This window comes from Pelotomaculum isophthalicicum JI (assembly GCF_029478095.1).
Lineage (GTDB): Bacteria > Bacillota > Desulfotomaculia > Desulfotomaculales > Pelotomaculaceae > Pelotomaculum_D > Pelotomaculum_D isophthalicicum.
Genome location: NZ_JAKOAV010000047.1, coordinates 1 through 16,696 on the forward strand (window position 1 = coordinate 1; position 16,696 = coordinate 16,696).

A 16,696-nucleotide genomic window follows, 5' to 3' on the forward strand; every position below is an offset into this window, starting at 1 on the left:
GGCATTTTGCATCACTTTTGGGAGAAGTGACTGAGGTTTATCAGGAGCCGGATACGAGGCCCGTACGTCCGGTTCTGTGAGAAGGATAATGCTGCAGAAAATTACTGCAGCATTACCTTACTCGATTATGAGCATATAATCGCTTCCGGTATAGACCACAGGTCATTAAATGCCAGGGTGAGTCAGTCCCCTGACTCCCCTGACTCAGTCCCCTGACTCATAGCGTTGGGGATAGATATCGGCACATATTTCGTAATTGCTTGTTAAGAGCACTGGTGGCAAGTATAATTTACATATAGTATGCGCCAGGTAATATATGGCAATAATAGGGTGTAGGATTTTCTGTTAAATTGGAGGAAATTATGCCCGTTAATGAACAAAGAAAATTATTGACGGTTTTTGGAGTACTTGTTGGGCTGTCCTTAATTATCTTGTTTTTGCTCCTAACACCGGCAGGCCAAAAGCTGGTTAACATAAACAGTGAAGAAACACTGTTGCTGAACATTCTGAAGTCATCTGGAGCTGACCTCAAAACCACCCACGTAACCGGTTGGGTGAAAGTTGACAATTCTGCGTCAGGTGTGAATGAGCCGGAAGAAATAGCCAGTCTGGCCGCCGGTCTGCTGGGCTTGAACGTAGCTGCCTGTAAAACGGAAAACTGGCAAAACGCGTATGCCCGAGGCAGCGAGATAACAGGAGCGTTGCCTGACGGCAGCCCGGTTTCCGTGCTCGGACAGATAATGGAATATCCGGAGGGGAATGTTGTATCGCACATCATGGTCAATCTGGCGGCGGGGGATTATAGAAAGGTGCGAACTTACAAAAAGCGGATAGGACAAGCTTTAAGTCAGTGCGGTAAAGATGAGCGTGTAGCTGTTTCTCTTTCCGGCTGGCTCGAGAAGGATCTGAGTGATGAGGAACTGACAGCCCGCGCGGAGGAATTGATGAGTGGCGCAGGCGCGGTTGTTCAAGAGAGAGTCGCTAAAGACAATCTGGTCAGCCTGACAGGTTATAGTGCGCGATTTTCACGTGACCTGCGCTATGCAGGGAAAGAAGTTAACCTGAATGTGGCGATACGACGCAGTCCATCCTCCCACGGCGCGCTAATTTATGTAGCGTCGCCGGTTATTCTTACGGAATATTAGAAATATAATAAAGTCAGGAGTCAGGAGTCAGTAGTCAGAATAAAAGAACCGGCGAGAATATTCGAAGACTTATCAGCCTGGTAGAAGGTCCACTCATTCGGCTTGTGTTTAATATCAATATTCTTATAAGGATTCTAACTACATCTGCACGAGATTAATTTATTACTGGAAGTATATTTCTCTGATTTATTCTAATTTTTTTCTACTGACTACTGACTACTGACTACTGATTACTGAATACTGACCCCTAAGTAGTACCCTTAAGGAGAAGGTGTTCTTTTTGCGCAAGCTGTTGATTGGCGCGGTGCTTCTAATCACTGCCCTGGTTTTAGCAATTCCCTATCTGGCGGACAGGCAAATCCCGGCTAAATTTTTCCCGGGCGTGACCATAGTCAGGCTGTACATACATAAGGAAAATAAGATACAACCGTTGCAATTGGAAGATTACCTGATTGGGGTGGTCGCGGCTGAAATGCCGGCGGAATTTCCTCTTGATGCGCTAAAAGCGCAGGCAGTCGCAGCCAGGACCTATGTAGTTAAGCGAATGGGCGCCGGTGGTGTGGCCAATCCGCTGCACTCAGGCGCCGATGTATGCGATGACCCTACGCACGGGCAAGCCTGGCTCTCCAGAGAGGATTTGAAAAACCGGTGGGGAATCATGCATTATTATAATTACTATTATAAAGTTAAAAAAGCGGTGGACGAGACATCCGGTCAGGTTCTGACATGGAACGGCGAATTGATTGATCCGGCCTATCACTCCTCCTGCGGCGGCAGAACAGAGAACTCTGAGGATGTTTGGCAATTTCAGGTTCCCTATCTGCGAAGCGTTCCTTGTCCTTATGACGCGAACCCGCAGCCCGTTCAGACCGCCAATTTCAGCCTGGAGCAGGTTGACCGGGCTTTGGGCACCAGCCTGAACGCGGTCCCGGTTACCGGCAAAAATGCTTCCGCAGCGATAAAATTAATTGAAAAAACAAGTACGGGCAGGCCCAAAAGCCTGCTCATCGATGGCAAGCAGTTTTCCGCAGTCGCCGTAAGAGACTTGCTCGGCCTTCGCTCCACCAACTTTACCTGGACGGTGAACAGTGGCACCCTCACCTTTACCACAACCGGCAATGGCCACGGGGTGGGGATGTGCCAGTACGGCGCCAAGGGGATGGCTGAACATGGCTACAATTACCGCGTTATTCTAAGCCACTATTACAGCGGCGCAGAGATAACGACTTATAAAACCAGTAGTCAGTAGTCAGTATTCAGTAATCAGTAGTAAAAATGAGAAAGTGTGAGAGTCTGGGGACATTCCTCCGACACCAAAGACAGGCTTTAAGGAGGGGTTTATCCCCATTCCTCGAAAAAGAACTTTTGGCAAGGGGTTAGTTAATTGCTGAAGGCATATACTTGTGGCATTTTAAATTCTTTCTACTGAATACTGACTACTGAATTCTGACTACTCAAACCCGCGTAAGCGGGTTGTTATTTTTTACCTTAACATTTCCGCCCTACATCTGCATATACATTAACTAACGAAGGAAGACGGACACAGACACAAGGTTTCTAACTTTATTACCAACGTCTGATGTCTGTCGACCGACGACTGATACAGGAGGTAGGGCGATGCAGGATTATATTCAAAAGCGGGTACTCGATATCTGCGATTACATCCTGGAGTCCCAGGCCACGGTCAGGCGGGCCGCCCAGGTGTTTCAGGTAAGCAAAAGCACGGTACATAAAGATATGACAGAGCGTCTGCCCTCTCTCAACAAGCAGCTTGCCCGGGAAATAAAGAACATTCTTGAATACAACAAAGCGGAGCGGCACCTCAGGGGTGGGGAAGCCACACGCAGAAAGTACAAAGATTTGCACGGACAGCCGCAAAAGTAACAGGATTTTGTCGTTCGAAGTAGAATATTATACCGTTATTTGTAATCATAAGAAATAATATTGGACAGGCAATACTTTTACCAGTCCTGAAAGGGGACAAGCTGATGCTTGGCGGCAGTGATATCGGTTTAGATCTGGGCACGGCAAACGTGCTGGTTTACGTGAGGGGAAAAGGAATTGTTTTGCAGGAGCCATCTGTAGTGGCGGTGGAAAGGGACAGCGGCCGGGTCATCGCCGTGGGCTCCGAAGCGCGCCGGATGCTGGGGCGCACTCCCGGCAATATTGTCGCCATCCGGCCGTTGCGCGACGGTGTGATTGCCGACTACACAGTTACGGAGAAGATGCTCCGCTACTTTATCGGCAAGGCCGACGGCGGACAAAAATTGCTGTTCCGCCCCCGTGTGATGGTCTGTATCCCTTCCGCTGTTACCGGAGTGGAACTGCGGGCGGTGCGCCAGGCCGCCGTCCAGGCCGGAGCTAAAACGGCGCACCTGATTGAAGAACCCTTTGCCGCCGCTCTGGGAGCGGGCCTGGATGTTTTTCAGCCGAGCGGCTCAATGGTCGTCGATATCGGCGGCGGAACTACTGACATCGCGGTAATATCGCTCGGCGGCATTGTCTGCAGCAACTCACTGCGAATTGGCGGGGACAAGCTTGACGAGGCGATTGTGAAATATATTCGCAAAGAGAACAGTTTAGTTATTGGTGAACGCACCGCGGAGGAGCTTAAAATTGGCATAGGCAGCGCATACCCGTTCGGCACGGAGGAACAATCTATGGAAATAAAAGGTCGTGACATGGTTTCAGGGCTGCCTAAGGCGATTATGGTCAACCGCTGCCAGGTGCATGAAGCAATCAAGGAACCACTTGATTTGATAGTGGGCGCTGTTAAAGATGTGCTGGAACGCACGTCGCCAGAGTTGGCTGCCGACGTTATCAACAAGGGCATTATCATGACCGGCGGGGGCGTGCTGTTGCACGGGATCGATCAGTTGCTTAGCAAAGAAACCGGCCTGCCCGTATATATCGCGGAAGACCCGCTCTCCTGTGTCGCCAGGGGTACCGGCAAAGCTCTATCAATGATTGGCAGTTTGCCGCGGATGTGACAAAAGAAAAAAACTAATACTGGAGATTCCCCCCTGACTTGCTAAAATTTTTTATTCACTTAATTAACTAATTTTCAAATTTAACAGGAAATTCTCAAGAGTTGTCGAATGAGTTAAATAATCGAAAAAAATACACCACATTTCCATTAAGTCGTCCAGGGGGTTCCTCATGCGTTGTAGCTTACTGTCCCGCAGGGGTTTAACTGGTTTTTCAGTTATTAGAGCTTGCTTGGCTTTTTTTGTTGTTTTCATATTAACCTCATTGTTTTGTTATCAAAACCACCTTGGTTTTTCTTCGTTGTTCAAAGACACCAAGTATCAAAGAGAAATTAGTGATACATGTAATGTTTCTTTTCTCAACGACCGCGCCAGGGACATCACCGGCGCGTCAGCGGTAAATGCGCCGGGATTTATTGTGTCGGGAGGACTTACCGGAGAAGGCCAGATTGTAGCCATTGCCGACAGCGGTCTGGACACGGGCAATATAAATGACTTGCACCCCGACCTGCAAAGCACGCCCGGCAAAATGCCCAAGGTAGTGTTTTTGAAGTCGTGGGCCGGGCGGGACGTTCCGGATGATCCAAACGGGCATGGCACCCATATGGCAGCCACCGTCGCGGGGACGGGCGCCGCTTCCAATGGAAAATTCCGCGGTGTGGCGCCGGGTGCCAGTATTTATTTTCAGGGAATCCTAAACAAGGATGGTGAACCGGAACTCCCGGCCAACCTGGCCGATCTATTCTTGCCCGCTTACTCGGCAGGCGCGCGGGTTCATGTAGACGGCTGGGGCGGCGGTCCTGATGTCTACCAGGAGTCGGCCGCGCAGACAGACGATTTTGTACGTAATCACCCCGACTTCCTCGCGGTCTTCGGCGCCGGCAACAACGGGCCGTCTTCCGGGACTGTCACCACTGAGGCTAACAGCAAAAACGCCCTGTCCGTCGGCGCTTCCGTGCTGCCCCGGCCGGCCTTCGTACCCGGCACGGACAATACCGCGGCTGTTGCAGATTTTTCTTCATGCGGACCGGCCGGGGACGGGCGAATTAAGCCCGAACTTCTCGCTCCAGCTTCCGCGGTAATTTCCGCCCGTTCACGTATGGTCGAGGGCAATCTGCCGGGATACCCGGAATACACGCGCATGCAGGGGACAAGCATGGCCGCCGCCGTTGCAGGCGGCTCGGCAACCCTTTTGCGGGAATATTTTGAGAAGAATATGAATATAACGAACCCATCGGCAGCCTTGGTCAAGGCGGCGCTGATCAACGGATCACGTCCCATGACAGGTAGCCCTTCGAAAGAAGGTTTCGGGGTAATAGACCTGGCAGGTACCACAATTGCTCTGAAGGAAAACTCCTTCAAGGTGGCCGACGAGTTGGCCGGGGTGTCTCAGGGAAACGAAGTGTCATATACTATCCATGTTACTGATAACGCGTCTCCTTTTAAAGCCACCCTGACATGGACCGATCCTCCGGCTGAACCGGGCAGCGCGCAGGCGTTGGTGAACGATCTCGACCTGCTCGTCCGGACGCCTGACGGCAGGGTTTATTACGGCAACCATTTCCTAGGTAATAACATACCGGACAGGACAAACAACGTGGAGCAGGTTTACCTGCAGTCATCGGTGCCCGGGGATTATACGGTAAAGGTAACCGGTGTGAATGTACGCAGAAATACTGTAAGCGGCAGTGCCGTTGCCGCACAGGATTACGCCCTGGTCTGGGGTCAGACACCTGCCGAAGATATAGTGGAGAGTGTCGGCGAGCGTTCAATCAAACTGGTGGACGGTACCTCGTTCAGCCCGGCCGCTCTGCCGGTGGTAAACCTCGTTAATGAGAATATTGCCCCCGTAGATGCTGGCCACTTTTTCCCCGGGGCGGAAGCTTACCGGACTTCTCAGCGAATCTACCTGATAGCCCGCTTGTGGCGTGCCACCGGGGTGAAAGCGCTCAATACGGCAGAAGGGGCTGTCTTTACGGAAATCAACCCGGCTGCCAGGTCGGGTGGCTACAGTCTGGCCGGGGATACCGGAATAATAGTATTGAACAACCAACCTGTAACGACGGATAAACTGCCGCCGGGAGTGGAGGTAAACGCCGTGCTCAACCCGGTTGACCAGAAAATCCGGCGGGTTCGTGCAGCTTATATAGAACGTGAAGGTGTTGTCTCGACGTTACATGATCAAGACGGACAAAAAGAAATAACCCTCATGGGAAACGGGGGATCATACCGGTTATCCAGTGATGTCGCTTGTTCTTTCGAGGATAATTATCAAAGTGTGGAGACAGCGGACATGCCCTTTGGCACCGGCGCTCTGGATGAACTGGCAGAGGCCCTGCCTGGTATGCCGGTGCGCCTGTACTTGGCGCCGTCCAGCGGCGAGGTGCAGTACCTTGCTGTTAAGCGGCAGGTGGCCCTCGGCACGGTACGTGAAACTATCGCTTCCAGTAGCGAAATCCAGATGGAGAACGGGACTTCCGTCCGGATCTTCCCGGGCGCAGCGGTAAAGAGAGACAGAGAGAATTCCAGCTTCGATGTGATCAAGCAGGGGGACCATGTAACAGCGGTACTACTGCCGAGTACCGGGCAGGCTATAGGCTTGGTGGCATTCAGCAATGTTCTATACGGGAAGACAATTGATTTTACAAAGAAAGACAGAATGTTTTACCTGCTGGATAATAACAATTGCTACAGGTCCTTCTATCTGCCTCCTGATGCAGTCATCTACCGCTGGGGGGTCAGGACATCAGATGACGTTATAGCTGCCGGGCGTTGGGTCAGGGTCACAACTGACCAGGACGGGAAGGAAATATGGCGGCTGGATATAGGAGAAACTTTTTTTGATAAGAGTACATTTGCAGAATATAATCAAGCTGAAGGTATAATCAGCACTAAGGGTGGTGAGCAGTACCGGTCATCCGGTTTAACCCGTTTTTATAAAAACGGTTACCTGGTGTTGCCGGGAGATCTTCTTCCTGGCGAGCAGGTTGAATTAGAGTATGCGTCTGCCCCTCCGCCAACCGGGAATGTACTAGTGTCGGTGAATGCTCGTTCTACCGCTTCACCGCCAGTGCTATTTGTCTCAGCAATCCAGCTTCAGGGCCGCTTGGTGATAACCGGCAGGGCAGGCGCCAATACCATAGTTTACATGTGGGGGCAAGAGGGCTTCAAGCAAACAATTACCTTAGACGTGTCGGGTAGATTTACTTACTTTTTTAAAAAAGACATAAAAGATCAGTATAATTTAACTCTTGTGGCCGTAGACAGTCAAACGGGAGGGATCTGCGGCAGGAAGGTGAACTTTCCAGACAGCGGCAGCAGCAGCGGTAGAGATGTCCCCGCCGCGAGAATCGTCACAGATGTACTGGAGCAAGCGGTAGCTGGCATAGAGCCGGGCGGTGAAGCGCGTAGTTTTTCCGAGGTTCCGTTGACGCGGGTTGAGGTTGCCGCCATATTGGCACGGCTTCTGCAATGGCCGGAAACCAGCGATTTGCCCTTGCCTTTCAAAGATGCGGGGGATATACCTGTAGAGTTGCGTCCCATTGTGGCTGAAGCGCGAGCGCGTGGCATAATCTGCGGTTATCCTGACGGCAGCTTCCAACCATATGGCGCGCTGAGCCGGGATGACGCCGCAGTGATCCTCGCGGCTATCCTGCAAGATGTCGGCGTTGAAATCAAGTGGGATCCGCTGCTATCTTACGCGGATGCAGATAAAATACCCGCCTGGGCTGCCAAGGCGGTTGCCGTAACAACTGCCGCCGGTCTTTTTCATGGCAGCCCGGACGGAGCCTTCGCGCCGGGAGACCCGATCACAGCCGGTGATATGGCCATTATTTTGACAAAGCTGCTGGATGTTTGCCAGCGATACTGGGCAGCTAGTGTTATGACGTAAAGGTGGGATGTTCTTTTGCGCCGCATGATTATATCAGCCATTGCGCTGTCATTATTACTTTTTGCTGCCGGAGCGCCTGCCGAGTGCCTTGGTGAGTGGTCACCGCATGTTGTTTGGCATGTTGCCAAAATAGGCAAACTGACGTCCGAACTGCAGCTGGGACCTAACGGCCTGCTTTACGCGCTTTGCGGGAATAAATTGATAGCGGTGGATGAGAACGGCAATAAATTATGGGAGAGTGATTTACCGGACGGCAGTAAGTCAGGATGTCCGGTGTTTGATGCGCGCGGGTCTATTTTTATTCCTGGTAATGCCTTGATCCAGGAGGTTAAATTAAACGGCAGCAAAGGGTGGAGTTTCAAAGTATATCAGGGCAGCAGCAAAGCGGCGGCGTTGCTGACCACCGGTCCCGGGAACCTGTTATACATGCAGTTGCCGACAGGGCTGTATGCCGTTGACACCGCGGGGCACTACAAGTGGATGATCACGCAATGGGACCAGGTGTATAATGCCAGCACCCAGTTAGAAACCGATTGGGAAATCCTGGCGAGCGTCGGAAACGACCAGGCTGTATTCGTCATCATCGGTAAGAAAAAAGAAGGGTATACCTTGATGGCATTTGGCGAAGGGGGGAAAATCCGCTGGCGCTACTCCCTTGGTGAAATTAAACAAGCCAATCTGGTCGTAGGCGGTAACGGCCGCGTTTACGCAACCGTCAATCCGAAAAGAACAGACGACTATTACAAAGGCACGGTTTATGCTTTTGAAAGCGACGGCGACGGCAGCCCCCTGTGGAGCTATGCAATGGGGTGTGTCGATCTGACGGCCCCCACTCCTTCCGAAGATGGCTTGTTGTACTTTTGCGCTGACGAAAAACTTTACGCCTTGAATCAGGATGACGGTACGGAAGCTTGGTATGAACCTTTACCCAAGGCTATTTCCCGGCCGTCCGTGGATGAAAACAACATGCGTTATTACCTGGGAACGGAAGATAAACGCTTGCTGGCGTTGAACACGGAAGGGCGGCTGGACTGGAATCTTACCCTGGACGGCAAGGTATCCATGCGGCCTATGGTCGGACCGGATGGGTACCTGTATGTGGTGACGGAAGCAGGGAGCATATATAAAATCAAAGATGAAGCGCCTGAATCCGATGGAGGCTAAAGATGGGCATTGAAAGAAAGCGTAAGGGATGCCGTTATATCTTATGTTTATTAAGCAATCTTCTGTTAATTCTATTATCTTGTTTCTGGTGCAGCTGGTCCCCGGCCCTCGCGGCGCCGGTTAAAGATACCGTGGGTTTTGTAGATATAAACAGCCACTGGGCCCAGAAAGATATTTCCCGCTTGTACGCGCTGGAACTGGTTAAAGGTTATCCCGATCATACTTTTAAGCCCGACCAGCTGGTAAGCCGGCTGGAAACGGCAGTGCTGATCGTCCGTTCAGGCGGTTTTACTGCGGAGGCTGAAAAAGCGGCAGCAAAAACTAATAATAAGAATGACAAGAAATCAACCAGCAGCACGGCAGCAAAACAAATACCCAGAGTGCCGTGGGGGCAGTCCTACATCGACCTGGCAGTGAGAAAAGGTTTTCTTACGCCGGACAGCCCGGGGGACTACGATTTCGACGGACCCGCCACCCGGCTTGAGGTGGCGGAACTCTTGGCGCGGGCCATGTACCTTGTGCCACCTGTCACTGGAGCTGATTCAGCAATGGCTGAAATAAAATCAGTGGCAGACGCGGTTTACGCCAAGACCTTTTCTGACCTGGACGCGCTGAAGCCTGCGGAAAAGACCTTCATCGCGGCGGTTGCCTACGCTGACGTCATGTCCGGCTACCCGGACGGCACTTTCCGGCCGCGGGAATCTTTAACCCGGGCTGAAATGGCGGTAATTCTAAGCAGATTGGTAGACCGGGGGTGGGTTAAGCTCCCCGCCGGCCGCCACCTTGCGGGATGGATTTCCGCTGTTGATGATAATAAGGGAAGCAAGGAAATAACGCTTATTTCACTGTCAGGCGCGCAAAAGCTCAAGGCGGCCGGTAATGTCCAGTGCTACCGCGTGGCTGAAAAATGCACACTGGCCGATTCTGTAAATTTTCAATGCGAGGCAATTTTAGACGGACAAAAGCAGGTGAGCTGGATCAACTTACTGGAACAAAGAGATGACTCCGGACAGACGGATAAAATAAGAGGATCGGTTAAAATGGTGGTATTGGGTGAGGATAATTATATCATCGTTAACAATATGTATGCCGAAGACTTGTTCCTGCCGCTGGCCTGGGACGCAGTACTGACCGGGAACAAGGCGACAAAGGGCTTTAACTCCTTAAAACTAGGTAACTTTGTGGATGTGGAGGTGTCCAAAGGGAAGGTCAGGAAAGCTACCCTTCTCGATGTTAAGACAACGTCCGGCAAGGTGGACAGGATTGAGAACGGGTGCCTGTATTTAGAGGGGGATTCTTCCGGGAAAAAACCGATCTGGTTCAATCATTATGATTACGCGCGCCTGGTAAATAAAGAAGGCACACGGCAGGTGCAATTACAGGCGGGCAGCCCCGTAAGCATCACTTACCTGGATCCTCTGCCCAATGAAATCGACGATGAAGTAGCACTCGAAATAAAAGTAACAAAATAGATGCTTTTACCGGCCCTCCAGCCACAACATGATTACATGCTTGCCGGCTTCTTCTTCCCATATGTCAAACTGCTGTTTATATGAAGCAATCTGCGCTTCCATTTGCTGCTGTTCCGCGCCGCTTTGGACCGAGCCAATGCGTGACTGCAGGTCGTTTAGCTGAACCAGTTTCTCATTGTATAAGGAAGTGATATCCTGGCTCTCGTCATGTCTGTCGAACACCGTCCCCAGACCGTTCAGCCCGGAGAGCAGGTCGGCGGCGCATTCGGAAGACGAAGTGATTCTAATCAGCACTATTTTTTTGTCGCCGTCCTGCTCCGGAAACACCTGCGTTGCCGCCCCGGCTCCGGCCGCCAGCGAAACAGCCTTGATCCTCGCTTCGTTCAAATCGTTAACTGACATCTTTAACTGGCTACGCGCAACTTTCACACTGCTGCTCAACAGCGCCCGCGTTTCATGGCCGCCTGCCGCCGTAACGGGAGCGGCGCTCGCAGCGGTTTCCGCGCTTGTTTTTGGTGCAGCCGGCTCGTTAACGGGGTTACCCGGGTTATCATAACCCGGGACGCTTTCACTAGCTCCATCTCCCCGGGGTTCAGCCGCAGTGCCCGCCCCTTCGGGCAATTGGCCGGGATCACCCGGCTGGAGGTAACCGCCGCCCGCGGGAGGCGCTGACACATCGCCGCCGTTGCCGACATCCGCCGCCGGCTGTTTCGGCGCAAGGCCAATCGTCTTTCCTGCGTCGTTGTTTTTTAAACCAATGGTGATACCGGCGGAACTCCCGGCAATAAGCAACACGACGGCCGCCGCCGCTGCCTGCTTGCGCCAGGCCGCCGGAAGCCACGTTAACGCGGTACGGTGGCGCTCCGCCCGTATTTTGGCCATTACCAGCTCGCGTAATGCCGGTGGCGCGGGTATTTCCTCCCGGCCCAGCGCCCGCAGCGCCCCGGAAAGCCTCTCCTGCAGGGCCAACTCGCCTGCGCAGGCCTGGCAGCCCGCCACATGTCTTGCCAGCGCGTCCTCTTCTTCTTTTGTCAGCGCCCCGTCCAAGCGGGACGGTATCATCAGCAATGCTTCTCTGCAGTCCATCAATCTCACCTTTTCTATCGCCTGCCTGGCAGATCCTCGCCAGCCTCTTGCGTCAGTTCAGTCATGCGGCGGCGCATAACCTCCCGGGCCCTGCTGAGCCGTGACTTCACCGTACCCAGGGAGCACCCGAGCATTTCGGCAACTTCCTCATAGCTATAGCCCTCAATCTCCCGCAATACGAGCACCGCCCGGTGTTCCGGCGAGAGACTTTGCAGCGCCGCCTGCACTATGCCGCGAAATTCCTTCTCTTCCAGCGCCCGGAGCGGGTCGCCTTCCCCGCTGGCCACCTCATGCCTTATTTCGCCCCCGCTCTCACTCTGGTGCGGTTCGTCCAGGTAAATATGCACGTTCCTGTTTTTGCGCCGGGCGTTCAGGCATATATTAACAGTGATGCGGTGCAACCAGGTACCGAAATTAGCTTCGTTGCGAAAACTCCCCAGCGCCCTGTACGCCTGGATGAAAGCGTCCTGGGCCAGGTCCTGGGCGTCGTCGCGGCTGTCCGAGAACTTCAGGCAGAGCGCGTATACCTTGTTCTGGTGGATGCGCACCAGTTCTTCAAAAGCGGAAAGGTCGTTTTCTTTTGCCCTTTTTACCAATATGCTGGTTTCATCCACGGGAAGCCCACCTCTTGCGATACAAAATGCCTCCCGTTTAACTGTTAGACACAGTGAAACCGGAGAAAGTTCCTTCCGGCTGCGGGAGGCTCGTAAAAATCATTCGGCTCTTGAAAGAATCTTTGTAACACACGCGTTCTCAGACCGGACGCTTCGCAGTAATTATAAAGGGAGGCCTGAGTAGTGTCAATTGATATAAAAATGTTTTTATGGCAAAAGGTCGTATTTGGTAAAATTTTTTTAGGCGCGGATGGAACTTTTGGTTCTCACTGGCTGTCTAACTAATCAGGACGCAACAAAGGAAAAGACAGTCTGCCCGGCAGGAAATTGTCTGCCGGTGTAGAATATGTCTTTGTCCGTTGCCTACCGCTTTACTGGCGACGACCATAGCAGCAGCAGCGTTTATAGCACAGTCGCGGCAATGATTACTTAATTATTATACTACTTTAAGGGGGGATGGAAGCGTTTCTTCACAGGGTTGCTTGGCGGGCGTCGCCCGCGCAAACGGCCCCAGGCAGTTATTTTAAGAAAGAAAATTTTTTAGGAGGGAAATAATGAAAACCAAAAGAAACAGAAAGATCGTCTCGATCTTACTGACCCTGTCTTTCTTGGTGGCGATGCTGGTGCCCATGGCTGGCCCGGCGGCGGCTTCATCCACCTATTCGGTTATGAGCGCGCCCACCGTGCTCAACAATGATACTCCACAGAGCTTGGGCTCGATCCTTATCGACATCCCGACAGTTTCAGCCCAAACGTACAGCACGATCCTTTTAACTTTACCGACAGATTTTGCGCTTGACTGGACCAATACCGGGACTAGCCCGGTTGTGTCATGTGTGAAAAACGGTAAAGGAGCAGCAGCAGGCTTCCTTGCAGCAGATGCTTTTACCGCAGCCTCTCCTGCCACAAGTATTGAAAACAAAGGTATCACCCGGGTGAGCGCCCGCGAATTTAAAGTTAGTTATCGGGTACCGGGTGCAGGTGACGCTGACTATGATGTCCGCCTCATGGTTACATTGCCGAACGTCACTGTTCCCAGTTCCGCGGACGGCGACGTCAAGGTAACAATAGACAAATTGACCGGTGACTTCTCCTCTGGCTCAGTCGTGGTCGGCACCGCCGGCAGCGGCAAGGTTTCCTGCTATGTGAGCGACGCCACCACTACATTTACAACTGCCGGCACAACTGGCGGTAAAATTGAAATATACCTGAAAGAAAATACGGCCGGTGCCATCAAAGGTACCGCCGCTGCTCCCGAGACTCAGTCAGTTAAGTTAAAGCTCCCGAAAGGTATTACCTGGACTAACAACGGCACTGTCACCAACCTTACCACTGGCGTGACCGGCGTCGGGCAAAACTTGACTGCAACCAAGGACGGCTCTGATGCTAGACTTATGAATATTAGCAGAGCTTCAAATACCGACACCAAATCAATCTACAAGATTGCCGCTGACGTTAGCGTGGATGATTCGGAAGCGGTGCTCGGCCAAGTTGATGTGGCCGTGAGCGGTTCCAGCAGCATTGATGTCTCCACCGTGACCATTGGCGAATACGTGAGCTACAGCGCCAAGCTGGTCAACGCGAAAGATCCTAAGGATGTCACCCCCGGCCGCACGAACCAGGATGTCGGCGACTTCAATATTGAAGAAGGCGCAGCCGCAAGTCTCCTGAACGGACGCACCATCACCATGGAACTGCCTGATGGCGTGAAGTGGGCCACATTGAATGCCCCCTCGACATCCGGTACTGTGACAGCAGGTGCAATTACCGCGACTGGCAGCGACGGCCGCAAGGTTAAATTCACAGTTACCAATACTCCCCCGTGCTCCAAGGGCAAGATCAAGTTCACGAACGTGCAAGTTGACGTAGCAGCCGACTATTCCGGCGACATCAAGGTTACGGTCGACGGTGCCGGTGTTGACAACCAGTCGCTCGTCATCGCCAAGGCGGCGAAGTCCATTACCGCCACAGCGGACACCACCCCGGAAGTAATCATCGGTATGCAGAGCCAGCCCGGCGGCACCTTCAAGATTGTTGAAGGCGCCAAGGAAATGCTGATCAACGGCAAAGACCTCAAGATAGTTGCCCCGAGCGGCGTGACATGGTCTAAAGTCCCGACCGTCAAGGTGATCGACGGCGATGTCTCCATCTACACCGACAGCATCACCAAGAACGAGGGAACGGTGACCATCCCGATTAAGAGCCAGAGCACCAAGCCTTCAACCATCGAAATATCCGATGTTGCTTTAACCATCGACCGCACCGTGCCAGAGGGTTATATCACCTTAAAAATTAAAGGCGCTGCCGTCGACGAGATTAACAACACATACGGACCTAGCATAGTAGCGGGTGGTGCCGGCGGAAGAACTTTCTACGCCACCGGTGGTGCTAACCCTGACAACGCTGCTTGTGGTTTGATCTTCTCCGGCAGAGACACGGCAGCCACGGTTGACGTTGCCAAGACCGTTACCCCGGCTCCGTCAACAACCAAGAACAAAGTCACCTTCAAGATTGGCGACAGCAAGTTCACCTTAAACGGCAAAGAAGTAACCATGGACGCCGCTCCTTACCTGAAGAACGACCGCACTTACCTGCCGGTCCGGTTTGTGGCCCAGGCTGTTGGCATTACCGACAGCAACATCATCTGGAACGCTGACGAACAGACTGTCGTTCTCATTAAAGACAGCACCGTGGTCAAGCTTACTATCGGTAGCAATATCCTGAACATCAACGGCATAGGAATTACGATGGACGTTGCTCCTGAAATCGTGGATCCCGGCCGCACCATGCTGCCGGTCCGCTGGGTAGCGCAAGCCCTGGGATGCAATATTACCTGGGATGATGCGACCCAGACTGTAACAGTTAACTAACAGTTAAAAAAAGTTAAAAAACCGGGTTCCTCAGGGAACCCGGTTTTTTTTAATAAAGAAAATTTAGCGTTTTTGAACAAAAACATATTGACTCTTTGTCCGATGGGAAATATACTTTAGTTAGCGTATTGTTAACTGTCTTAACAATATTGGACAGAGTCGGGAGTGGTGTGTTTGAAGAAGTATTTGATAAGTATTGCTATATTCCTGTTTGCGATACTGGTGGCCATGCCGGCCTTGGCTGCGGATCCGGCCAAGCCGGAGCTGACACTGAATGACGCTATTGCGCGCGCCTTGGCGAACAGTAACGCGGTTAAAAAGGCCACTGTGGAAATTGACCGGACCAAGGAACTGCGGGATGATGCGGCGGACAGTATTCACTTTACGCCTTCCACACCGCCGGGCGATCCCGCGACTGAGCGGGCCTGGGCAAATGTAGTATCAGCCGATCTCACCTGGCGGATGACTTACAAGACTCTGTCAGTGCAGCAGGACAGCCTGGCCCTGAGCACCTGTAAAAAGTATTGGGGCATCCAGCAGGCGATAGCCACGCTGGATGCAGACAAGGCGGCCTTGAAGCAGGCTGATTTGGACCTGCAAAAGGCCAGAGCACAGCGCAGGGTGGGCTTGATTTCAGATGGTGACGTGATCACTGCGGAATCCAAGTATGCAACGGCAAAATCGACCGCAGACAAGGCGCAAAACGACCTTGATAATGATTATGTTGCTTTTAATCAAACTATCGGCTTAAATCCGCAGGATCGCCCTGTTTTGACAGACGAATTAAAATTAGAGCCACTGGAAAAGAACCTTGACCTCGATGTTGTCGTGAGCCGTGCCATCGACAGCAGCCCTTCCATATGGCTGGCCACCGAGAAGGTAAAAATACAGGAATACGCCAAGGATTCCATGTTTTATACAGGGTCATACAATCCGTATATAGCGCGTGAAGACGCTGTGAAACAAGCCATATACGATTCAATGAGCGCTAAGGATGCGGCGGAATTGCTGACCAGAAATCTATACTACTCAATTCGTTCACTTGAAGATAACAGTCCCGCCGCCGAGCAGGCGGTGAAAAAAGCGGAGGAAGATCTGCGCGTGGCCAATGTAAAATACCAGGTCGGCATGAACACCCGCGCGGATGTGGCCGCGGCGGAGTCTGCCCTGGTGCAGGCCAAGAAAAGTTTACTGGATCTAAAGGCGAACCACGCTTATTTAAAGCTGGCTTTTCAAAAGCCGTGGGCTTATTCGGGCGGATCGTCGAGTGGAACTGATTAAGGGAGAAACTTAGCTTAATCTTAAAACAATTAGCGATTTTATTTTCCAAGTACCAGGCCCAAAACCTTCGCCTTTAGGCGAAAAGCCTTTAGCATTGACTCTGCTTAGAGGTAGATGTAACATTCATCCATGAGGTGAATGATATGGCAGATTACCAAAAGGGAAGCCACACGATATATGACATA

11 protein-coding genes are annotated in these 16,696 nt (G+C 52.1%); 9 read left to right on the top strand and 2 right to left on the bottom strand.

Annotation, left to right across the window (positions count from 1 at the left end):
- Positions 1–362: 362 nt before the first annotated feature.
- The 7 genes from L7E55_RS16195 to L7E55_RS16225 all read left to right on the top strand — a co-directional run bounded on the left by L7E55_RS16195 (position 363) and on the right by L7E55_RS16225 (position 10,660).
- Positions 363–1,145, top strand: a complete 783-nt coding sequence (locus tag L7E55_RS16195) for a YwmB family TATA-box binding protein (protein ID WP_277445379.1) — start codon at positions 363–365, stop codon at positions 1,143–1,145.
- 280 nt (positions 1,146–1,425) lie between these two features.
- A complete protein-coding gene (gene spoIID, locus L7E55_RS16200; RefSeq protein ID WP_277445380.1) occupies positions 1,426–2,394 on the top strand; it encodes a stage II sporulation protein D in 969 nt (322 codons plus the stop codon).
- 368 nt (positions 2,395–2,762) lie between these two features.
- Positions 2,763–3,029: a sporulation transcriptional regulator SpoIIID gene (spoIIID, locus tag L7E55_RS16205; RefSeq protein WP_277445381.1), complete on the top strand. Its 267-nt coding sequence runs from the start codon at positions 2,763–2,765 to the stop codon at positions 3,027–3,029.
- A 104-nt stretch (positions 3,030–3,133) separates the two neighbouring features.
- Positions 3,134–4,135: a rod shape-determining protein gene (gene mreB, locus L7E55_RS16210; protein WP_277445382.1), complete on the top strand. Its 1,002-nt coding sequence runs from the start codon at positions 3,134–3,136 to the stop codon at positions 4,133–4,135.
- A 169-nt stretch (positions 4,136–4,304) separates the two neighbouring features.
- Complete coding sequence (locus L7E55_RS16215) at positions 4,305–8,024, top strand: S8 family serine peptidase (protein WP_277445384.1); 3,720 nt, start codon at positions 4,305–4,307, stop codon at positions 8,022–8,024.
- 24 nt (positions 8,025–8,048) lie between these two features.
- Entirely contained in the window at positions 8,049–9,188 is a 1,140-nt protein-coding gene (locus tag L7E55_RS16220) for an outer membrane protein assembly factor BamB family protein (RefSeq protein WP_277445391.1), read from the top strand.
- Positions 9,189–9,190: 2 nt separating this feature from the next.
- Positions 9,191–10,660: an S-layer homology domain-containing protein gene (locus L7E55_RS16225; RefSeq protein WP_277445386.1), complete on the top strand. Its 1,470-nt coding sequence runs from the start codon at positions 9,191–9,193 to the stop codon at positions 10,658–10,660.
- Between the two features lie 6 nt (positions 10,661–10,666).
- Here the strand turns inward: L7E55_RS16225 and L7E55_RS16230 are convergent, their stop codons facing one another.
- Together L7E55_RS16230 and L7E55_RS16235 are read right to left on the bottom strand one after the other, a co-directional pair.
- Positions 10,667–11,746, bottom strand: coding sequence for a zf-HC2 domain-containing protein (locus L7E55_RS16230; protein ID WP_277445387.1), 1,080 nt, complete (start codon positions 11,744–11,746; stop codon positions 10,667–10,669).
- 14 nt (positions 11,747–11,760) lie between these two features.
- A complete protein-coding gene (locus tag L7E55_RS16235) occupies positions 11,761–12,360 on the bottom strand; it encodes an RNA polymerase sigma factor (protein ID WP_277445388.1) in 600 nt (199 codons plus the stop codon).
- 629 nt (positions 12,361–12,989) lie between these two features.
- Here L7E55_RS16235 and L7E55_RS16240 point away from each other — a divergent pair.
- Together L7E55_RS16240 and L7E55_RS16245 are read left to right on the top strand one after the other, a co-directional pair.
- Complete coding sequence (locus L7E55_RS16240; RefSeq protein ID WP_277445392.1) at positions 12,990–15,230, top strand: copper amine oxidase N-terminal domain-containing protein; 2,241 nt, start codon at positions 12,990–12,992, stop codon at positions 15,228–15,230.
- Positions 15,231–15,404: 174 nt separating this feature from the next.
- Complete coding sequence (locus L7E55_RS16245) at positions 15,405–16,511, top strand: TolC family protein (protein WP_277445389.1); 1,107 nt, start codon at positions 15,405–15,407, stop codon at positions 16,509–16,511.
- Positions 16,512–16,696: the final 185 nt, after the last annotated feature.